General features: G+C 62.7%; 22 protein-coding genes. 15 read left to right on the top strand and 7 right to left on the bottom strand.

What is annotated here, in order from left to right:
- Window positions 1-46: 46 nt before the first annotated feature.
- From EJ075_RS15135 to EJ075_RS15120, 4 genes are all read left to right on the top strand, one after another.
- Complete coding sequence (locus EJ075_RS15135) at window positions 47-955, top strand: ribokinase (protein WP_126104890.1); 909 nt, start codon at window positions 47-49, stop codon at window positions 953-955.
- Between the two features lie 9 nt (window positions 956-964).
- A complete protein-coding gene (locus EJ075_RS15130) occupies window positions 965-2,413 on the top strand; it encodes an amidase (RefSeq protein WP_126104889.1) in 1,449 nt (482 codons plus the stop codon).
- A 109-nt stretch (window positions 2,414-2,522) separates the two neighbouring features.
- Complete coding sequence (locus tag EJ075_RS15125; protein WP_126104888.1) at window positions 2,523-3,137, top strand: LysE family translocator; 615 nt, start codon at window positions 2,523-2,525, stop codon at window positions 3,135-3,137.
- A gap of 107 nt (window positions 3,138-3,244) precedes the next feature.
- Window positions 3,245-3,562, top strand: a complete 318-nt coding sequence (locus EJ075_RS15120; RefSeq protein WP_245458157.1) for a hypothetical protein — start codon at window positions 3,245-3,247, stop codon at window positions 3,560-3,562.
- A gap of 491 nt (window positions 3,563-4,053) precedes the next feature.
- Here the strand turns inward: EJ075_RS15120 and EJ075_RS15110 are convergent, their stop codons facing one another.
- The gene (locus tag EJ075_RS15110; protein ID WP_126104885.1) at window positions 4,054-4,995 is read right to left on the bottom strand and encodes a nucleoside hydrolase; all 942 of its coding nucleotides are present in this window, start codon (window positions 4,993-4,995) and stop codon (window positions 4,054-4,056) included.
- A 143-nt stretch (window positions 4,996-5,138) separates the two neighbouring features.
- On the opposite strand from EJ075_RS15110, the gene EJ075_RS15105 reads away from it, so the two are divergent.
- On the top strand, window positions 5,139-5,564 hold the full coding sequence (locus EJ075_RS15105; RefSeq protein ID WP_023797450.1) for an Hsp20 family protein: 426 nt from the start codon (window positions 5,139-5,141) through the stop codon (window positions 5,562-5,564).
- Window positions 5,565-5,627: 63 nt separating this feature from the next.
- On the top strand, window positions 5,628-5,885 hold the full coding sequence (locus EJ075_RS15100; RefSeq protein WP_095488403.1) for a DUF1150 family protein: 258 nt from the start codon (window positions 5,628-5,630) through the stop codon (window positions 5,883-5,885).
- 82 nt (window positions 5,886-5,967) lie between these two features.
- Here the strand turns inward: EJ075_RS15100 and ptsN are convergent, their stop codons facing one another.
- From ptsN to lptC, 6 genes are all read right to left on the bottom strand, one after another.
- On the bottom strand, window positions 5,968-6,432 hold the full coding sequence (gene ptsN / locus EJ075_RS15095; protein ID WP_095488401.1) for a PTS IIA-like nitrogen regulatory protein PtsN: 465 nt from the start codon (window positions 6,430-6,432) through the stop codon (window positions 5,968-5,970).
- A 250-nt stretch (window positions 6,433-6,682) separates the two neighbouring features.
- Window positions 6,683-7,267 (bottom strand): ribosome-associated translation inhibitor RaiA, encoded by a 585-nt coding sequence (gene raiA, locus EJ075_RS15090; protein ID WP_095488399.1) that lies wholly within the window; start codon window positions 7,265-7,267, stop codon window positions 6,683-6,685.
- A gap of 268 nt (window positions 7,268-7,535) precedes the next feature.
- Window positions 7,536-9,062: an RNA polymerase factor sigma-54 gene (gene rpoN / locus EJ075_RS15085; protein WP_126104884.1), complete on the bottom strand. Its 1,527-nt coding sequence runs from the start codon at window positions 9,060-9,062 to the stop codon at window positions 7,536-7,538.
- Between the two features lie 190 nt (window positions 9,063-9,252).
- Entirely contained in the window at window positions 9,253-10,071 is an 819-nt protein-coding gene (gene lptB, locus EJ075_RS15080; protein ID WP_095488396.1) for an LPS export ABC transporter ATP-binding protein, read from the bottom strand.
- Entirely contained in the window at window positions 10,071-10,679 is a 609-nt protein-coding gene (locus EJ075_RS15075; RefSeq protein ID WP_095488394.1) for an LptA/OstA family protein, read from the bottom strand. The genes lptB and EJ075_RS15075 overlap by 1 nt, the downstream gene beginning before the upstream one ends.
- Window positions 10,666-11,379, bottom strand: coding sequence for an LPS export ABC transporter periplasmic protein LptC (lptC, locus tag EJ075_RS15070; protein WP_095488392.1), 714 nt, complete (start codon window positions 11,377-11,379; stop codon window positions 10,666-10,668). The genes EJ075_RS15075 and lptC overlap by 14 nt, the downstream gene beginning before the upstream one ends.
- Before the next feature lie 318 nt (window positions 11,380-11,697).
- On the opposite strand from lptC, the gene sppA reads away from it, so the two are divergent.
- The 9 genes from sppA (at window position 11,698) to EJ075_RS15025 (ending at window position 18,770) form a co-directional block, all read left to right on the top strand.
- Window positions 11,698-12,651 (top strand): signal peptide peptidase SppA, encoded by a 954-nt coding sequence (gene sppA, locus EJ075_RS15065; protein WP_095488475.1) that lies wholly within the window; start codon window positions 11,698-11,700, stop codon window positions 12,649-12,651.
- A 69-nt stretch (window positions 12,652-12,720) separates the two neighbouring features.
- Window positions 12,721-13,005, top strand: coding sequence for an integration host factor subunit beta (locus EJ075_RS15060; protein ID WP_023797441.1), 285 nt, complete (start codon window positions 12,721-12,723; stop codon window positions 13,003-13,005).
- 80 nt (window positions 13,006-13,085) lie between these two features.
- Window positions 13,086-13,418, top strand: coding sequence for a lipopolysaccharide assembly protein LapA domain-containing protein (locus EJ075_RS15055; protein ID WP_126104883.1), 333 nt, complete (start codon window positions 13,086-13,088; stop codon window positions 13,416-13,418).
- Between the two features lie 136 nt (window positions 13,419-13,554).
- The gene (locus EJ075_RS15050; protein ID WP_126104882.1) at window positions 13,555-14,535 is read left to right on the top strand and encodes an ornithine cyclodeaminase family protein; all 981 of its coding nucleotides are present in this window, start codon (window positions 13,555-13,557) and stop codon (window positions 14,533-14,535) included.
- Between the two features lie 208 nt (window positions 14,536-14,743).
- A complete protein-coding gene (locus tag EJ075_RS15045) occupies window positions 14,744-15,226 on the top strand; it encodes a DUF1772 domain-containing protein (protein WP_126104881.1) in 483 nt (160 codons plus the stop codon).
- Between the two features lie 89 nt (window positions 15,227-15,315).
- Window positions 15,316-16,359, top strand: coding sequence for a class I SAM-dependent rRNA methyltransferase (locus EJ075_RS15040; RefSeq protein ID WP_126104880.1), 1,044 nt, complete (start codon window positions 15,316-15,318; stop codon window positions 16,357-16,359).
- A gap of 2 nt (window positions 16,360-16,361) precedes the next feature.
- Window positions 16,362-17,219, top strand: a complete 858-nt coding sequence (locus EJ075_RS15035) for an RNA methyltransferase (RefSeq protein ID WP_126104879.1) — start codon at window positions 16,362-16,364, stop codon at window positions 17,217-17,219.
- 8 nt (window positions 17,220-17,227) lie between these two features.
- A complete protein-coding gene (gene lspA, locus EJ075_RS15030; protein WP_126104878.1) occupies window positions 17,228-17,728 on the top strand; it encodes a signal peptidase II in 501 nt (166 codons plus the stop codon).
- Window positions 17,729-17,780: 52 nt separating this feature from the next.
- Window positions 17,781-18,770 (top strand): MDR family oxidoreductase, encoded by a 990-nt coding sequence (locus tag EJ075_RS15025; RefSeq protein WP_126104877.1) that lies wholly within the window; start codon window positions 17,781-17,783, stop codon window positions 18,768-18,770.
- Window positions 18,771-18,776 lie beyond the last annotated feature (6 nt).

Raw genomic sequence — 18,776 nt, 5'->3', positions numbered from 1 at the left:
CTGTCTTCCGGGCTAGCTTCCCGCGCAGTCAGCAGGGAGGCACCACTTGATAATCGTTGTCGGCTCGATCAACCTCGACCTTATCGCCAATGTCGACCGCTTGCCCGCACCTGGCGAGACGGTTCGGGGTTCCGGATTCACCACCGCTCCCGGCGGCAAGGGCGCCAACCAGGCGCTGGCTGCCGCACGCGCCGGCGCCAAGGTGCGCATGGTCGGCGCGGTCGGCAAGGACAACTTCGCCACTGAAGCCCTGGCTCTGTTAAGAGAGGGCAAGATCGACCTGTCCGGTGTCGGTGAAACATTCGCCTCGACCGGCACGGCATTGATCATGGTCGCCGACGACGGCGAGAACGTCATTGCCGTGGTGCCGGGCGCCAATGATTCGGTCGTGACGGGCGATCTTTCCAAGGCTTTCATGAAAAAGGGCGATGTCGTGCTCTTCCAGCAGGAGATCCCGCTGCACACCGTCGATGCCGCACTGGACGCGGCACGGGCGGCAGGCGCGATCACCGTGCTCAACACGGCACCCTTCCGTGCAGAGGCGACCGCCTTCCTCGGCAAGGCCGACTATGTCGTCGCCAACGAAACCGAATTCGATCTCTATGGCGAGGCGCTGTCGCTGAGCGGTCGCGATCGCCCGGCGCGGATGCGCGATTACGCCGGGAAGACCGGCCGCACAATCGTCGTCACGCTCGGCGGTGACGGCGTTCTGGCTGCCACGCCAGCCGATCTTCTGATGGTTCCGGCGCTGAAGATCACTCCGGTCGACACGGTCGGCGCCGGCGACACGTTTTGCGGCTATTTCGCCGCCGGCCTGTCGTCCGGCCTGCTGCTCGAACAGGCGCTCGCCCGTGCTGCAGCCGCTGGTTCGCTCGCTTGCCTGAAGCCCGGCGCCCAGCCGTCGATCCCGCAGGCGAAGGAAGTCGACGCGGCGCTACAAAAATCCGCCAGCTAGGTGAGAGCCATGCGTCCTGCCACGAAACACGCCGCGCCGCCTGCCGGCGATATCTGCCGCCGGTCCGCCGTGGACCTTGCCGCCGCGATCCGGCGCCGGCGTCTGTCCGTGCGCGAGGTGGTGACGGCATTCCTCGACCGGATCGAAGCAGTGAACCCGCTGGTCAACGCCATCGTCTCGCTGCGGGACCGTGCCGACATCTTGCGCGAGGCCGACCAGGCGGACGCGCATCTGGCGCATGCAGGGCATACCGGACCCCTGTTCGGCCTGCCGATTGCCATCAAGGATCTCGCACAGACCAAGGGCCTCAGGACCAGCTTCGGCTCGCCGATCTTCGCCGATTTCGTGCCGCAAGAGGATGACTTCTTCGTCGAACGCGTCCGCAAGGCCGGCGCCATCATCATCGGCAAGACCAACGTTCCCGAATTCGGCCTTGGCTCCAACACCTACAACGCCGTGTTCGGCCCGACGCTTAACGCTTTCGACCCGGCCTTGACCGCCGGCGGTTCGAGCGGCGGCGCGGCGGTCGCGCTGGCGCTCGACATGGTGCCTGTCGCCGACGGCAGCGACTTTGGCGGCTCGCTGCGCAACCCGGCGGCTTACAACAATGTCTTTGGCTTTCGCCCGTCGCAAGGACTGGTCCCGGCGGGCCCGGACCTCGACGTCTTTCACGCACAGATGGGCGTCGAAGGGCCGATGGGCCGCAGCGTGCGCGACATGGCGCTGCTGCTAGACGAGCAGGCCGGCTACGACCCTCGCGCGCCGCTCTCACATCACAAGCACGGCTCGTTCCTCGAAGGGCTGCAAACGGCGGCGGCCGGCGGCCGCATCGCCTGGTTCGGCGATCTTGGCGGCCATCTGCTGGTTGAACCCGGCATCCTTGATCTTTGCGAGGCCGCTCTCGGCCGCTTCGCCGAAATATCCTTTCAGACCGAAGCGCTGGTGCCGGATTTCGACTTCGAAGCCCTATGGCAGGCCTTTGTGACGCTGCGCCAGGCGAGCGGCGGTTGTGCGCTCAAGGCGCATTACGACGATCCCCTGAAACGCAGACTTCTGAAGCCGGAGGCCGTGTGGGAGGTGGAACATGCGCTGCGCCTCACGGCGCCGCAGATCCACGCTGCCACGGTGAGGCGCTCGTCGTGGCACAAAACCCTGCTGTCGCTCTTCGACCGCTTCGACCTCATTGCGCTGCCGACCGCGCAGGTCTTCCCCTTCGAAGTCTCCACCCACTGGCCGACACAAGTGGCCGGGCGTGCCATGGACAGCTATCACCGCTGGATGCAGGTTTCAGCGCTCGCCACGCTGGGCGGCTGCCCTGCGGTCAACGTACCGGCGGGCTTCGATGCCAGAGGCAGGCCGATGGGCATGCAATTGATCGGGCGGCCGCGCGGCGACATGGCCGTGCTGAGAGCAGCAGCGGCCTATGAGACGACGCTGCCGTGGCAGGCCGGGGCCTAAATCCAGGTCAAGGCTGCCAACGACATATGTTCCCGGCTTGCACCGGCGTTGCTGTCATGCATTGATCACGGTCGGCCGCGTCGCAAGCCGGATATTGTCGAGGAAAACCATGTCGCTGGAACTCTACGCCACCTATGTCGTTGCCTGCATCGTCATTATCCTGGTGCCTGGACCGACGGTCACGCTGATCATCGCCAACAGCATCCGCCACGGCTCCCGCGCCGGCCTCGCCAACGTCGCCGGCACCCAGGCCGGGCTGGCCATCATGATCGCCATTGTCGGCATCGGATTGACTTCGCTGATCGCGGGCATGGGCCATTGGTTCGAGTGGGTCAGGCTGATCGGTGCCGCCTATCTGATCTGGATGGGCGTGCAGATGTTCCGCTCCAAGGGCAAGCTGAACGCCGACGGATCGGCGAAGACACCGCGCGGCGGCTTCTTCCTGCAGGGCCTGCTGGTGGCGATCAGCAATCCCAAGACGCTGGTATTCTTCGGCGCCTTCTTTCCGCAGTTCATCGCCCCTGAAGGCAATTACGCGCTGCAGATCGGCGTCATGGGTCTCACTGCCATGATCTTCGCCGCCGTGTCGGATTCGACCTACGCGCTGGCCGCCGGTCGTGCCGGACGCCTGCTCTCGGCCGGCCGCGTCAAGCTGCTGTCGAGGATCAGCGGCAGCTTCCTGGTCGGCGGCGGCCTGTGGCTGGCATTTTCAAAGGCGAAGTAACAGCCGCGAGCCCGGCGTCACGAACAGTAATATCGCCGGAGCAAAAAGGCTGATTGAAAGTCAGCCTTCGTGCCACCACATGAATCTGCACTGAGGGATTCATGTCTATGCCGTGGACTTATGCGGATTTGAAAAGGAACGCGTTTGGCGTAATCCTGCTCATCACTTTGTTCGCGGTGATGGTTCCGTCGGCTCTGAACAAATGGGCGAATGACGCAAGCCCGATCCGGTCGGTTGACCCGATCGACGCTACGATCAAAAGTGTTCAGTGGGGCAAAGGACGCGGCGCTGTTTATGTACTTTTTCTCGAAAACGGTTCGCCGGTTCTTATCGATGACGATCGTCCGCACCTGATCGGCTCGCGCGTCAGCATTGAACGCGTCACGCGCGACAACGGTTCGATCTCCTACCGGTTTACAAGTTGAGCAGCGGCCTGTGGCTGGCGTTTTCAAAGGCGAAGTAAGCGCCACCCTTCCTTTCGGAGAAAGATGCTATTGAAGAAGGCATTTACTGTACCCAAATATAGTGGATGGGTCCAACGAGGCTTTCTCTTAGAAATCGGCTGCTTCTACTTCAAGAGGAGTTTCGCGACAAAATAGTTGGCGTAACTTTCTTTTGCGCGCTCGTTCTTATGGCCGCTATACCGTTTCTGACAAGGCCGAACAGCCCGATTGTTGATACCCAACGTGTGAAAGGCGTCGTCCAAAGCACTAGGACGACGCCTATAAATCCGAAACTTTCGATCGGCCGGGGATTTCGTTATAGATATGAAATCCGTCTCTACGACCGCGATGCACCGGTATTTGTCGATGGTGAGGTTGGGAGGCCCCATATGATTGGTTCGGAAGTTTCGATCGAGCGACAGCATCGCGAGACCGGCACCGAAACATACCAATTGCTCAATGAGTGAGCGGCCCTAAAGCCGCCCCAGCCTTTCCAGCAGCAGCGCGAAAAACGCATCATGGTCGATGTCGCGCATCACCATGGCGTTCTTCGGCTGCTTGGTCACGCCCCACCAGTCGATCACGGTCATACCCATGGTAAGCTCGGAGGCGGTTTCCACGGTGACGTTGCAGTCGCGGCCCCCGAACAGTTCCGGCTTCAACAGATAGGCGATGACGCAAGGGTCATGCAGCGGGCCGCCATCGGTGCCGTATTTCTCCTCGTCGAAGCGCTCGAAGAATTCCAGCATCTCCGCCGTGGCCGTGCCGACCCTTGTGCCGAGCTTGCGAAAGGCCTGGGTGCGCTTGGCCGTGGTCAGCGCCTTATGGGTGACGTCGAGCGGCATCATGACGATCGGGATGCCGGATTTGAACACGACATCGGCGGCATGCGGGTCGACATAGATGTTGAATTCGGCGGTCGGGGTGACATTGCCGCCTTCGAAGAAGCCGCCGCCCATCAGCACGATTTCCTTGATGCGCGGCGCGATCTTCGGCTCGCGGATCAGCGCCAGCGCGATGTTGGTGAGCGGTCCGAGCGCGCAGAGCGTGATCGCGCCGCTCTCTTCCTTCATCAGCGTCTCGACGATGAAATCGACCGCATACTGGTCCTGCAGCTTCATTGTCGGCTCGAGCAATTGCGGCCCGTTGAGGCCGGTCTCGCCATGCACCTCCTCGGCGGTGACGAGTTCGCGCGCCAGCGGCCGGATGGCGCCGGCATAGACCTTGATGTCAGGCCTGCCGGCCAGTTCGCAGATCTTGCGTGCATTCTTTTCGGTGAGCCTCAGCGGCACGTTGCCGGCAACGGCGGTCATACCGACGATCTCCAGCTCGGCGCTGCCAAGCGCCAGCAATATGGCGACGGCATCATCCTGGCCGGGATCCGTGTCGATGATGATCTTGCGGGATTGGGACATTTCAATTCCTTGTTTGGGGAGTCTTTTTGGGCGGGGCTTTCGACGGCTTGAACTTGACCGCGGGGCGGACCATATCAAGACCATCGGGAAAAATGCCATCCGGGTTTTTCCGCTTTATGTCGCTCTTGAGAGGACAGTGTAACATGAGCCGAATGACGCCTTTCTCCAGCCCGCTTCTTCTGGGTTTCGACGCCATGGAAAAGACCCTGGAACGTCTGGCGAAGTCGGGTGACAGCTACCCTCCCTATAACATCGAGCGCCTCAGCGGTGCCGACGGCAAGGCCGAAAGGCTGCGTATCACGCTCGCTGTCGCTGGTTTCGCCGAAAACGATCTCGATGTGACCACGGAGGAGAACCAGTTGGTCGTGCGCGGCCGTCAGAACGACGATACCGAGCGCGAATTTCTTCATCGCGGCATTGCCGCGCGCCAGTTCCAGCGCTGTTTCGTGCTGGCCGACGGCATGCGGGTGATCGCGGCGGAGCTGAAGAACGGCCTTTTGTCGATCGATCTCGATCGGCCCGAGTCCGAACGGCTGGTACGGAAAATAAACATATCGGTGAAAGACTGATCTTCACCGATGGCTCTCATGCGAGGCGGCCTTGAGCGGCGTCCTCGCGCCAAGGAGGCTTAAATGACCAGAACTGACGAAAATCTCATCATGACCAGCGGCGAATTCGCCCATCTCGGCGAAGGCACGGTCGCCTATCTCAGGAAAGTGTCGAGCGACGATCTGCGCGGCCGTTTCCCGGGCCTCGGCGAAATCGCGCCCGGCCTGGAACTGTGGGCCCTGTTTGCCGCCAATGGCCAGCCGATCCTGCTTTCGGACGCTCGCGACCGGGCGCTGGCCGGCGCCCTGGAAAACGACCTGACCCCCGTCGCCATCCACTAAATTAACAATACGGCACAGCGATCTGGTTGGAACGGACAGGGCCGCCCACGGCGGCCCTTCAACGGATCTGATCAAAAAAAGCTCAGGCCGCGTGCGAGGCCTGTGTATCCGATAAAAGCGCGTGGATCGCTGCGGCGTCGCGGGTGCCCCTGATCTTGGCTACGGTGTCGGCGTCGCGCAGCACCCGCGCGATACGCGACAGCGCCTTGAGGTGATCGGCGCCGGCGCCTTCGGGCGCCAAAAGCAGAAACACCAGATCGACCGGCTGGTCGTCCAGCGCCTCGAAATCGACCGGCGTCTCCAGCCGTGCGAAAACGCCGGCGATCCGCTTCACCCCGGCCAGCTTGCCATGCGGAATCGCGATGCCGTTGCCGACACCGGTCGAGCCCAGCCGTTCACGCTGCAGGATGGTGTCGAACACCTCCCGTTCCGGAATGCCGGAAATCGCCGCCGCCCTTTCGGACAGCATTTGCAGCAGTTGCTTCTTGGAGTTCGCCTTCAACGCCGGCAAAATCGCCGGAACGTTGATAAGATCGCTCAGATCCATACTTGAAATCCCTTGTTCGCCTGCCGTCGCCAGTCCTCACTCTCGCGTGCGGCTGGCTGCTTATCCCAGTGCGGCCTTGGTCGTCATCTCTGTGCGACCCTGGGCCGTCATCTCTGTGCGACCCTGGGCCGTCATCTCTGTGCGACCCTGGGTCGTCATCTCTGTGCGACCCTGGGCCGTCATCTCTGTGCGACCCTGGGTCGTCATCTCGTGCGACCCTGGGTCGTCATCTCTGTGCGACCCTGGGTCGTCATCCCTGCGCGACTTTGGTCGTAGATGGGTCGATCCAGCCGATATTTCCGTCCGGCCGACGATAGACGATATTGAGATGCTCGTTTCCGGCATTGCGAAAGACGAGGACCGGGGTGTCCTTGGTGTCGAGCTCGATCACGGCTGACGCCACCGACATGGTCCGCAGCGTCATGGTTGATTCGGCAACGATGGCTGGCGCGAAATTCTCCGGTATTTCCTCATCGTCGTCGGCAAGCGGCGCCATCACCGTATAGGCGATGTCGGTGAGCTCGCCATTGGCATTGCCTAAATTATGTGACTTCAGCCGACGCTTGTAGCGCCGAAGGCGGGTTTCAAGGCGATCCGCCGAGGCCTCGAAAGCGAGCGTCGGGTCTTGGGCTTCACCGGTCGCCTGCAGCGAAGCGCCGGAATCCAGCCGGATCATGCAATCGGCCGTGTAGCGCGACCCCGATTTGACGACTACGATTTGACCTGAAAAGCCCCGATCGAAATATTTCCCGATCACTTCCCCGACACGGTCGTTGATGCGCGTACGGAACGCATCGCCGATATCCATGTGTTTTCCTGATATGCGCAGTGTCATCTGAAAACTGACCTTCCTTGCTCAGGCTTCAAACTGTCCCGAGTTTATACCCGTGATCTGTGCGCACAAGCTTTGCGGCGTCACTTGCGCCGATTTTAAATCCGAACTTTCCGGTTGATCACAAGCCGCCTTCTTTGACCGTCCCGTGGCCAACGTCGTGACGGACCATCCGCATGCGGGCAGTAGCCCGTCTCATGCGGGCGGGCTTCTAGCCACTTCGTTGCGGCTTGTCAATGAAGCGCAAAAGCTGTGGAAATTCCGTCGGAGATCACCGCCCGGCGCTGGCCAAGGCGCGTTTTTCACGCCGCCTCTGCACCGACGAGGGAATATTCATGCCCTCCCGATACTTGGCGACCGTGCGCCTGGCGATATCGACGCCGCTTTCCCGCAACATATCCACAATCGCGTCGTCGGAAAGCACGTCGACGGTTTTCTCCTCGTCGATCAACTGCTTGATGCGGTCGCGCACCGCCTCCGACGAATGCGCCTCGCCGCCACCCGACGAAGCGATCGAGGCGGTGAAGAAATAGCGCAGTTCGAACACGCCGCGCGGCGTCAGCATGTATTTATTGGCGGTGACCCGGCTGACCGTCGATTCGTGCATGCCGATGGCGTCGGCCACCGTGCGCAGATTGAGCGGCTTCAGGTGACGCACGCCGTGGACGAGGAAAGCGTCCTGCTGGCGCACGATTTCCGAGGCGACCTTGAGGATGGTCTTCGCCCGCTGGTCGAGGCTGCGCGTCAGCCAGTTGGCGTTCTGCAGGCATTCCGCCAGGAAATCCTTTTCCGTCTGGTTCTTCGCATGCGGTGAAACCTGGGCGAAATAGATATGGTCGACCAGGACGCGCGGCAGCGTTTCGGAGTTGAGTTCGATCACCCAGCTCCCGTCATTGGCCGCCCGCACTTCGACATCGGCGACGATCGCGTCGCTGGCGCCGCCCGAAAACGCCATCCCCGGGCGCGGGTCGAGCGCACGTATCTCGGCCAGCATGTCGAGGAGATCCTCCTCGTCGACCCCACAAATCCGTTTCAGGGTCTGGAAATCGCGCCGCGCCAGGAGCTCGAGATTGGCAATCAAAGCCTTCATCGCCGGGTCGAGCCGGTCGCGCACGGCGAGCTGCAGCGACAGGCATTCGGCGAGGTCGCGGGCAAAGATGCCGGCCGGCTCGAACGTTTGGCAGACAGCGAGCGCATTCGTCACTGCTGTTTTGTCGGTGCCGAGACGGGCGGCGATCTCGGCCATGTCGGCGCGCATATAGCCGGCCTCGTCGAGGCCATCGGCCAGTTCGCTGGCGATCAGTCGTGCTGCCGGGTCAGCGAAGGCAAGCGCGACCTGTTCGCCGACATGCTCGCGCTGCGTGATGGCGGCGGCCGCCATGTCTGCGACGTCGAAGCCGTCGGACGAGGACGCGGAACCATTGCCGGAGGCCGACTTCCATTGGGCCGTCAGGTCGGGACCGAGCCGCTCGCTGGTGCCGGGGTCATCGGGAAACAGGTTTTCCAGCGAAGTATCGAGCTTTTCCGAGATCGCCTCGGCACTCCACGCCGTTTCCGTCTCGAACCAGTCGCCGCCGGGGGCCGTTTCCGGCGCGACGTCGACCTTCTGCGCCTGGTCGCTTACGGCATCGTCCTGCGGCTCGGCGCGCTCGAGCAGAGGATTGCGCTCGATCTCGTCGTCGATGAAGCGTTCCAGCTCGATGTGGGTGAACTGCAGCAGCCGTATCGACTGCATGAGTTGCGGCGTCATCACCAGCGACTGGGACTGTCGTAGCTGTAGTTTTGCCGCCAACGCCATGGTTCGGTTTCAAACGCCCTGTCTACGCATCCGGACTGCCGGAAGGAGTTGGGCATAGAAACTGGCCCGGCTTTTGCTTGTCAAGGCGATGGCGATCAAAACTCGCCTATCGTCGCGTTATTCGGACGAGAAATCGGAGAAAAAGGCCTGTCTCGCGTCAAAAAACGCGTTTGGACAGAAATATTCACGCTTAGAGTGTAAATCCCTCACCGAGATAAAGCCTCCGCACATCCGGGTTTGCGACCACTTCGTCGGCCCGACCATGGGTCAACACCTGGCCGGCATGGATAATGTAGGCGCGGTCGATCAGGCCGAGCGTCTCGCGGACATTGTGATCGGTGATGAGCACGCCGATGCCCCGCGCCGTCAGATGGCGCACGAGTTGCTGGATATCGGCGACGGCGATCGGATCGATGCCGGCGAAAGGTTCGTCGAGCAGCATGTATGCGGGTCGGGTCGCCAGTGCGCGCGCGATTTCTAGGCGCCGCCGCTCGCCGCCGGAAAGCGACAGCGACGGGGCCTTGCGCAGATGGCTGATGTGAAACTCCTCGAGCAATTCGTCGAGACTGCGTTCGCGCTCCTTGCGGCTCTTTTCGACCACTTCGAGCACGGCACGGATGTTTTGCTCGACGGTCAGGCCGCGAAAGATCGACGCTTCCTGCGGAAGGTAGCCGATGCCGAGGCGGGCACGGCGGTACATCGGCATCGAGGTGACATCGAAGCCGTCGATTTCGATCGTGCCTTCGTCGACCGGCACCAGGCCGGTGACCATGTAGAAGCAGGTCGTCTTGCCGGCGCCGTTGGGGCCGAGCAACCCGACCGCCTCACCGGCGCGCACGCCGATCGTCACGCCGCTGACGACTTTGCGGCCCTTGTAGCTCTTGGTCAGGCCCTTCGCGATCAAGGTTCCCTTGAACTTTACCGTGTCGACAGTGACCGTGGCCGGCGCCGCAAGTTTGCCGGCGGCGCGTCCTGAGAGACGCGCCATCAGCGATGCTACGTCGGCCATCAGGGCTTCGCCGCTCCCGACTTCGGCGGCGTGATCGACATCATGACGCGGCCCCCGCAGGCGTCGACCTGGGCCAGGCCGCTCTTCATCTGCACGGTGAGCTTGCAGCCGACCAGCACATTGTCGCCTTGCGAAAGCACGACCTTGCTGCCTGAAAGCACCAGCACTTCCGTCTTCATGTCGAAAGTGCCGCGGTCGCCGGTGGCGACTTGGTCATCCGATTTGATATAGACCTTGTTGGCGACCTCCAGGCGGTCGATGTTGGCCGAGCCGGTCATCGCGGCACCGGCGGCCTCCGTGCCCTTGGCGGCAGCGCCGGCATCCTTGACGTAATAGACCGTCATCTTGCCGGCCTTGAGCACGGTCGGACCCTGGACGACGCTTACATTGCCTGTAAACACGGCGACGCTATCCGCCTGGCGAACCTCGAGCTTGTCGCTTTCGATCTGGATGGGCTTGTCGCCGGACAGTTTGAGGCCCGACAGCTGGCTGGTGGCCTTGGACTGCGCCAGAGCCGGCGTCATCCCCAAGCCCAGCCCCAAAACCAGCGCTAGGGCCGGCAACGCCGAAGCCGCGGCCACAAGCCGTGCCGAACTACTGAACCGCATTGGATGCTCCGCTCATTGCCTCTGCCGCCTTCAAGCTGGCGGGATCGATGTTGACACGCACTCTGTTCTCGAAAACCACGATCTTGCCGTTGTCCTGGATCGACATCGAATCTGCGGTAATCCGCGACCCGCCACGGCTGACGTCGACCGGATCACTCGTCTTCATAGTGCCTTTGCCCATGTCGAGAAAGACCGATTTGAACTTTGCCTCCAAGCCGTCGGTGGTGGTTATGGTGACATCGCTGGTCAGGCTCATCGTGTTGCCATCGCGATTGTAGGTGCCGCGCGAGGCATTGACGGCCGCCACATTGTCGGCCGAGATCGGCAGCTTGGCGTCGATGCCCTCCAGATCGATGATGCCTTGCTTGCTCACGTCCTGTATGGCGCGCAAGGCGGTCATGGAATAGGGCAGTTTCTGCTTGGTGAACCCGTTGAGCTTGGGGTTGGCCATCACTAGCTTGCCATCGGCGAAGGCGCTGCCGTCGGCCTGGACCTGGATCGAGACAGGCGCCGCGAGATACGAATAGACCGGGAAGGCGACCGCGATCACGGCAGCGACCAGCGGCACCGCCAGCTTCAAGATACGCACGCGGCGCGAATGGCGCTGGGCAATGCCGAAGGCGTCGACCCGCGTCGGGCCTACGTTCGGGGGGGCCAACTCCGTCTCGGTGTTGGTCGGTTCGATCGGTCGCGCTAACATAACTGCTTTCTTTTAAACCCCTGCCGCCAAGCACCCTATAGGTGGGATGCCGGCGCCCTCAAGCAAGCACAAGCGGAGGAAAACCGCAAAAGTGTGACGGTTGCTGTGGCACAAACGAAAATGAAACCGCCACAACTTGCACGTCATACCAGATACAGCGGGACAGCGTTAGGGCCTGTGGATTGGTCTTGATGTCACTTGAAACGCCGGCTCGCGAACGTCGACACCCTGTCCTTGGAGCGAACTCGTCAGGAATCGGTAGCCGGGCGCGGATGGTTGCTTTAAAAGCATCTGCTCCCACCGACTATGAGGCTGACCATGGCACTGAGAGCCGACGACCTGATCGACCGCCGCCGCTTGCGCCGCAAGCTGACATTCTGGCGCGTCGCAGCGCTTGTTGTCGCAGCGGCCGGGCTGATTGCCCTTTCGACCTGGATCTACGGTGACGACTTCACCGGCACGGCGGTCGACCACATCGCCAAGGTCAAGATCGAGGGCACCATCACCGAAGACGAAGACCTGATCAAACGGCTGGATGACATCCGTCAATCATCGAGGGTGAAAGCTGTGATCCTGTCGATCGATTCACCGGGCGGCACCACCGTCGGGGGCGAATCGATTTACGAGGAAGTGCGCAAGCTGGCCGCCGAGAAGCCGGTCGTGGCCGAAGTCGGCACGCTGGCCGCATCGGCGGGCTATATGATCGCCACCGGAGCCGATCATATCGTCGCGCGCAAATCGTCGATCGTCGGCTCGATCGGCGTGCTGATCCAGTATCCGGACGTCAGCGGCCTTATGGACAAGCTCGGCATCAAGCTCGAGGAAGTGAAATCGTCGCCGTTGAAAGCCTCGCCATCGCCCTTCAAGCCGACCAATGATGACGAGCGCACAATGGTCCGCAAGCTCATCCTGGACAGCTACGACTGGTTCGTCGGCATCGTCGCCGAACGCCGCAACATGACCAAGCCGGAGGCGCTGGCGCTGGCCGACGGCTCGATCTTCACCGGCCGGCAGGCTCTTGCCAATAAATTGATCGATGCGGTCGGCGGCGAGACCGAAGCGATCGACTGGCTCGCAACCAAGGGCGTCGACGCCAAGCTCAAGGTGGTGGAGTGGAAGGATACCGAAAGCGGCGGCTTCCTGTTCTCCAAGGCGATGGCGCGAACTATCGGCAGTGCGCTCGGCCTGCCCGACTATGGCGGCGACATCATTCACGAACTTGGCGCCGACCGCTTGTTTCTTGACGGTCTCGTTTCCGTCTGGCACCCTTGAGACGAGTGAAAAAGCAAATAAAATCATCCTCATAATTTTGACCACAATGTTTTCACGGGGAGCCTTCTCATGATCAAATCCGAACTTGTGCAGATCATCGCCACACGCAACCCGCACCTTTTTCTGCGCGACGTCGAAAACATTGTCGGCGCGATTTTCGACGAGATCACCGACGCGCTTGCCGAAGGCAACCGGGTCGAGCTGCGCGGTTTCGGCGCTTTCTCAGTGAAAAACCGCCCCGCCCGCACCGGCCGCAATCCGCGCACCGGCGAATCCGTCGAGGTCGAGGAGAAATGGGTGCCGTTCTTCAAGACCGGCAAGGAATTGCGTGAAAGGCTGAACAGCGGCAAATAGGCGCCGCGCGGGCTCATGCGCCATGCCGGCCTTTCAGCAGAGTCGGCCCTCGGTAGAGCCCGCCTTCGACAGGAAAATCCATGTTCAATCGCTTCATGCTCATCGTGGTCTTCGTGCCGCTGGCCGTCATCCTGATTGCGCTGGCGGTCGCCAACCGCGATCCGGTTGCCTTCACCCTGGACCCGTTCAACCCCGGCAATCCGGCGCTGACGATGACACTGCCGCTTTTCATCTTCCTGTTCCTGGCTCTCGCCATCGGCATGGTCGTCGGCAGCCTGGCGACCTGGGTCAAGCAGGGCCGCTATCGCAAGCTGGCGCGCCAGCGCGGTGTCGAAGCCGAGAACCTGCGCCAGGCGGTCAGCCGCGCACCGGCTGCACCACAGGGCCCGGCCTTGCCGAAGCCGACGAGCTGAGCCAATGACGCGCCGCGTCTTTTTTGGACGCGCAAAGGGCGCTGTGCCATTTTGGTTTACGCATGATCCTTTCCGAAAAATCGGTTCCGATTTTCGAGATCATGCCGAGGCGCATTTCTCTCTACGGAGTTTCCCCATGCTGACCATTTCGGCGGCCGAGGTCGATCATGCACTGACGTTTCCCGGACTGGTCGAGACGCTGCGCGCGGCCTTTCGCGATGGCGCGGTGCAACCGGTCAGGCATCATCATACGGTCGAACGGCCCGACGGCGCGGCTTCGACCCTTCTGTTGATGCCGGCCTGGACCGACTTCAATGCGGCCGGCACTTCGGCAGGCGGCCATATCGGCGTCAAGATCGTCACGGTGTCGCCCGACAACAACGCCGTAGGCAAACCGGCGGTGATGGGGCTTTACCTCCTGCTCGACGGCGCGACGGGCGAGCCCGAAGCCATGATCGATGGCCAGCGGCTGACGCAGTGGCGCACGGCCTGCGCCTCGGCGCTGGCCGCCTCCTATCTGGCCCGCGAGGACGCTTCACGGCTGCTGGTGGTCGGCGCCGGCGCGCTGTCGCCGTTCCTCGCCAAGGCGCATTCGGCGGTGCGGCCAATCACGACGATCCGCATCTGGAACCGCACGCCGGCCAATGCCGAAAAGGTCGCGGCGAAATTGCGCGCCGAGGGTTTTGCGGCCACCGCCGCGAGCGATCTCGACGCCGAACTCGGCCAGGCCGACATCGTTTCGTCGGCGACGATCACGACCACGCCGCTGATCAAGGGCGCGCTGTTGAAGCCGGGAACCCATGTCGATCTGGTCGGCGGCTTCACGCCTGATATGCGCGAGAGCGACGACGATGCGATTGCGCGTGCCCGCGTCTATGTCGATACCCGGGCCGGCGCCACCAAGGAGGCGGGCGACATCGTCCAACCACTGGCCTCGGGCGTGCTGAAGGCGCAAGCCATCGTCGCCGATCTGCATGAACTGGCGCGCGGCCAGAAGAAGGGCCGGCAGAGCCCCGGTGAGATCACGCTGTTCAAATCGGTCGGCGCGGCCCTTGAAGACCTCGCCGCCGGCATTGCCGTGTACAAGGCGCTCAAGAGTAGGGGAGTAGGGGAGTAGGGGAGTAGGGGAGTAGGGGAGTAGGGGAGTAGGGGAGTAGGGGAGTAGGGGAGTAGGGGAGTAGGGAGCCATACCAACCGTACGGCTTCGTGCTAGTCATACTTTCCCTATTCCATTACTCGCTTATTCCCTTATTCCCCTACTCCCCTACTCCCCTACTCCCGTTCGGACGGGAACGTCTCCGGCGTCACGCCGTTGTTCGGACGTTATGGAGATACGCGGGTTCCTGTTGTTCTGGTCCATCTTGGCCGCTGTCGTCGCGGCGCTCAGCCTTGGACCATCCTTCGCCCATGTCCTGGAATCGGCTCCTCGACTGAAGTGGCCGCCTTCTCTCTGGCGCGAGACGACTGTCTTCAACGCCCAGTTCCAGCTGTTTGCCGTGATTGGCGCGCCACTTGACGTGGCAGCGATCGCCTGCCCGGCACTTCTCGCATGGATGCTGCGCAACGACCGTCCGGCGTTCTGGTTCGCCTTGGCCGCCGCCGTGCTCTTTGCTGTGTCTCTTGCGACGTGGTCCGCTCTCGTCAAACCGGCGAACGATGTTTTAGCCACCTGGGTGCCTGGACCGATCCCGGAAAACTTCGAAGCGATCCGGCTGCGCTGGGAAACCGGCCATATAGTCGTCGCCGGCTTTAAGGCCGTCGGTTTCGTATCGTTGGTTATCGCCCTGCTTTGGATCAAGCGCGGCTGATCGTTTCGGAAATCTCCAGCGACCGCGTTTGTTGCACCGGTGAATGTGCTGTGGCAGAAGCGGGCCAAGTCGCCCCGGAGATGCTCTTTTTGAAACCTTTTCGCGACAAACGCCGCGACAGCCGCTCGCATCACCCCGCAAAGGGCGGGGCGGAACAGCCGCGCGGAACCGGCACAAAACCGGACGACCGGTCTGTTCCGAAGCCCACGCCGCGCGTCCTTTCGCGCCGCGACGGCGCCCTGCCGGTCGAACACCTGCCGCTGATCCTCGAAGTGGCGCCCAACGCCGATTATGCGCTGCTCGACAGCGGCGCCGGGCAAAAGCTCGAGCAGTACGGGCCCTATCGCATCGTCCGGCCCGAAGGCCAGGCGATCTGGCAAAAAGCGTTGCCGGCCAAGGACTGGGACCGCGTCGACGCCATTTTCACCGGCGACACCGACGAGGAAGGCATCGGCCGCTGGCGCTTCCCGAGGACGCCGCTCGGCGAGACGTGGCCGATGAAGCATGACGGCATCGATTATCTCGGCCGCTTCACCTCGTTTCGCCATGTCGGCGTGTTCCCCGAGCAGGCCTCGCACTGGGACCACATGGCCGGGCTGATCGCGGCGGCGAAGCGACCGGTCAAGGTGCTGAATCTGTTCGGCTATACCGGCCTTGCCTCACTGGTGGCGGCGCGTGCCGGCGCCGAGGTGACCCATGTCGATGCGTCCAAGAAGGCGATCGGCTGGGCCAGGGAGAACCAGGAGATCGCGGGCCTGTCGCAAAAGCCGATCCGCTGGATCGTCGACGATGCCATGAAATTCGCTGAGCGAGAGGAGCGCCGCGGCAGCCGCTACGACATCGTCCTGTTCGATCCGCCCGCCTATGGCCGTGGCCCCAAGGGCGAGGTCTGGCAGTTGTTCGAGGATCTGCCTGATCTGACCGACCTCTGCCGCTCGATCCTGACGCCGAAGCCGATTGCTGTGGTGCTGACCGCCTATTCGATCCGCGCTTCCTTCTTCGCCATCCATGCCTTGATGCGCGACACTTTCGCAGGCATGGGCGGCACGGTCGAATCCGGCGAGCTGATCATCCGCGAGAAATCCGCCGGCCGGGCGCTGTCGACCTCGCTGTTCTCGCGCTGGGTGGCCTGACAATGAGCGAGCGGCATGCAGGCGCGCCCGGACAGGTGAAAGAGGTCACCAGCCTCGCCAACCCGCTGGTCAAGGACATCAAGGCGCTGGCGCTGAAGAAATTCCGCGACCAGCAGAACGCCTTCATGGCCGAGGGGCTGAAGCTGGTCATCGACGCGCTCGACCTCGGCTGGGCGATCCGGACGCTGGTCTTCGCCAAGGCCGGACGCGGCAATGCGGCAGTCGAAAAGGTCGCGGCGCGCACGGTCGCCGCCGGCGGCACCGTGCTCGAAGTTTCGGAAAAAGTGCTCGTCGCCATCACCCGTCGCGACAACCCGCAAATGGTGGTCGGCGTCTTTTCGCAGAAGTTCCTGCCGCTGAAAGACATCCACGCTCAAGACAGCGATGTCTGGGTGGCGCTCGATCGCGTGCGCGATCCCGGCAATCTCGGCACCGTCATCCGCACCGTCGATGCCGTCGGCGCCAAGGGCATCATCCTGGTCGGCGAGACCACCGATCCTTTTTCCGTCGAAACCGTGCGCGCCACCATGGGCTCGATCTTCGCGGTGCCGGTCGCCAAGGCGACGCCGGAAACCTTCCTCGCGTGGCGAAAAAGCTTTCCTGGCCTCGTTGCCGGCACGCATCTGAAGGGTGCCGTTGACTACCGTTCGGTCGATTTTTCCAAAGGCCCGGTGCTGCTGATGATGGGCAACGAACAGCAGGGCCTGCCCGACAGCCTGGCCGAAAGCTGCGACAGGTTGCTGCGGATTCCACAGGCCGGCCGGGCCGATTCGCTCAATCTGGCGGTGGCCACCGGCGTCATGCTGTTCGAGATCCGGCGCGGCGCGCTGAAACTTGCCACGGAGGACGCCAAACCGTGACATCCCAAATGGTGACATCCCAAACGGCAAAATCGTGGTTCCCCTACGTCCTGCTGGTCGCCGCCGCGGTAGCGCTCGACCAGTGGGTGAAATACCTGGTCGAGACCGGTCTCGCCTTTCAGGAAAAGGTCGATCTTGTGCCATTCCTGGCATTGTATCGCACCTACAACACCGGCATTGCCTTCTCGATGTTTTCGTCCTTCGGCGACACTGGCCTGGTGGTCATCGCCACTTTCGTCGTCGCTTTCGTGCTCTATCTCGCGGCCCGCACTCCGCCCGGCCACGTGCTGACCCGCATCGGCTTTGCGCTGATCGTCGGCGGCGCGCTCGGCAATCTGTACGACCGCGCTACCTATGGTCACGTGATCGACTACATCCTGTTCCACACCCCGGTATGGTCCTTCGCCATCTTCAACCTCGCCGACGCCTTCATCGCGGTCGGCGCGGTGCTGGTCGTCTTCGACGAACTCATCGGTTGGCGGCGCGAGGCCAAGGCCTCAAACGATTGACCTGGCCTTCCGTCGCCATACAGTGCCCATTCGAAAAGCCCGAGGAGAAGACATGCCCGAAACCTTCAAAGCCATCCTCGTTTCGCGCGACGCCGAGAAGAAACAGTCGGTCGCGGTGACCGACCTCACCGAAGCCGACCTGATGGAAGGCGATGTCACCGTCGCCGTCGAGGCGACGACGGTGAACTACAAGGACGGCCTCGCCATATCAGGCAAGGCGCCGGTGATCCGCCGTTGGCCGCTGGTGCCGGGCATCGATTTCGCCGGCACCGTCATCTCGTCTTCCCATGCCGACTGGCGCAAGGGGGACAAGGTCATATTGAACGGCTGGGGCGTCGGCGAAACGCATTTTGGCGCCTATGCCGATCGCGCCCGTGTCAAGGGCGACTGGCTGGTGCCGCTGCCTCAGGGCATGAGCCCCCATGATGCCATGGCGATCGGCACCGCCGGCTACACCGCCATGCTTTGCGTCATCGCTCTGGAACGGCACGGAATCGTGCCCGATCGCGGCCCGGTGGTGGTGACGGGCGCGGCCGGCGGCGTCGGCTCGGTCGCGGTCTCGATCCTGTCCAGCCTCGGCTATCACGTTATCGCCTCGACCGGCCGCAGCGCTGAAAGCCCCTATCTGATCGACCTGGGTGCTGCGGAAGTGATTTCGCGCGAAGAGCTTGCCCAGCCGGCAAAGCCGCTCGCCAAGGAACGCTGGGCCGGCGGCGTCGATGCGGTCGGCAGTCATACGCTGGCCAACGTCCTTTCGATGACCTCCTATGGCGGCGCCGTCGCCGCCTGCGGCCTGGCCGGCGGCATGGATCTGCCGGCGAGCGTCGCCCCGTTCATCCTGCGCGGCGTTTGTCTGCTCGGCATCGATTCGGTGATGGCGCCAAAAGCGGTCCGCATGGAGGCGTGGCGCCGCATCGGCACGGACCTCGACCTCCAGAAACTCGCCAGCCTGTCCACGACCATTGGCTTCGACGGCATCATCGACGCCGCGCACGACATTGTCGACGGCAAGATCCGTGGCCGCGTGGTGGTGGACATGTGAGTTCCG

Origin of the sequence: Mesorhizobium sp. M6A.T.Cr.TU.016.01.1.1 (genome assembly GCF_003952585.1) — a bacterium.
Classification (GTDB): Bacteria; Pseudomonadota; Alphaproteobacteria; order Rhizobiales; family Rhizobiaceae; genus Mesorhizobium; species Mesorhizobium mediterraneum.
This window is presented reverse-complemented; position numbering and strand designations above follow the sequence as displayed.

Excerpts from the sequence above, each read along its gene's own strand:
- EJ075_RS15130 (WP_126104889.1), top strand. The coding sequence starts at position 965 with ATGCGTCCTGCCACGAAACACGCCGCGCCGCCTGCCGGCGATATCTGC.
- EJ075_RS15125 (WP_126104888.1), top strand. The coding sequence starts at position 2,523 with ATGTCGCTGGAACTCTACGCCACCTATGTCGTTGCCTGCATCGTCATT.
- EJ075_RS15120 (WP_245458157.1), top strand. The coding sequence starts at position 3,245 with ATGCCGTGGACTTATGCGGATTTGAAAAGGAACGCGTTTGGCGTAATC.
- EJ075_RS15110 (WP_126104885.1), bottom strand. The coding sequence starts at position 4,995 with ATGTCCCAATCCCGCAAGATCATCATCGACACGGATCCCGGCCAGGAT.
- EJ075_RS15105 (WP_023797450.1), top strand. The coding sequence starts at position 5,139 with ATGAGCCGAATGACGCCTTTCTCCAGCCCGCTTCTTCTGGGTTTCGAC.
- EJ075_RS15100 (WP_095488403.1), top strand. The coding sequence starts at position 5,628 with ATGACCAGAACTGACGAAAATCTCATCATGACCAGCGGCGAATTCGCC.
- ptsN (WP_095488401.1), bottom strand. The coding sequence starts at position 6,432 with ATGGATCTGAGCGATCTTATCAACGTTCCGGCGATTTTGCCGGCGTTG.
- raiA (WP_095488399.1), bottom strand. The coding sequence starts at position 7,267 with ATGACACTGCGCATATCAGGAAAACACATGGATATCGGCGATGCGTTC.
- rpoN (WP_126104884.1), bottom strand. The coding sequence starts at position 9,062 with ATGGCGTTGGCGGCAAAACTACAGCTACGACAGTCCCAGTCGCTGGTG.
- lptB (WP_095488396.1), bottom strand. The coding sequence starts at position 10,071 with ATGGCCGACGTAGCATCGCTGATGGCGCGTCTCTCAGGACGCGCCGCC.
- EJ075_RS15075 (WP_095488394.1), bottom strand. The coding sequence starts at position 10,679 with ATGCGGTTCAGTAGTTCGGCACGGCTTGTGGCCGCGGCTTCGGCGTTG.
- lptC (WP_095488392.1), bottom strand. The coding sequence starts at position 11,379 with ATGTTAGCGCGACCGATCGAACCGACCAACACCGAGACGGAGTTGGCC.
- sppA (WP_095488475.1), top strand. The coding sequence starts at position 11,698 with ATGGCACTGAGAGCCGACGACCTGATCGACCGCCGCCGCTTGCGCCGC.
- EJ075_RS15060 (WP_023797441.1), top strand. The coding sequence starts at position 12,721 with ATGATCAAATCCGAACTTGTGCAGATCATCGCCACACGCAACCCGCAC.
- EJ075_RS15055 (WP_126104883.1), top strand. The coding sequence starts at position 13,086 with ATGTTCAATCGCTTCATGCTCATCGTGGTCTTCGTGCCGCTGGCCGTC.
- EJ075_RS15050 (WP_126104882.1), top strand. The coding sequence starts at position 13,555 with ATGCTGACCATTTCGGCGGCCGAGGTCGATCATGCACTGACGTTTCCC.
- EJ075_RS15045 (WP_126104881.1), top strand. The coding sequence starts at position 14,744 with ATGGAGATACGCGGGTTCCTGTTGTTCTGGTCCATCTTGGCCGCTGTC.
- EJ075_RS15035 (WP_126104879.1), top strand. The coding sequence starts at position 16,362 with ATGAGCGAGCGGCATGCAGGCGCGCCCGGACAGGTGAAAGAGGTCACC.
- lspA (WP_126104878.1), top strand. The coding sequence starts at position 17,228 with ATGGTGACATCCCAAACGGCAAAATCGTGGTTCCCCTACGTCCTGCTG.
- EJ075_RS15025 (WP_126104877.1), top strand. The coding sequence starts at position 17,781 with ATGCCCGAAACCTTCAAAGCCATCCTCGTTTCGCGCGACGCCGAGAAG.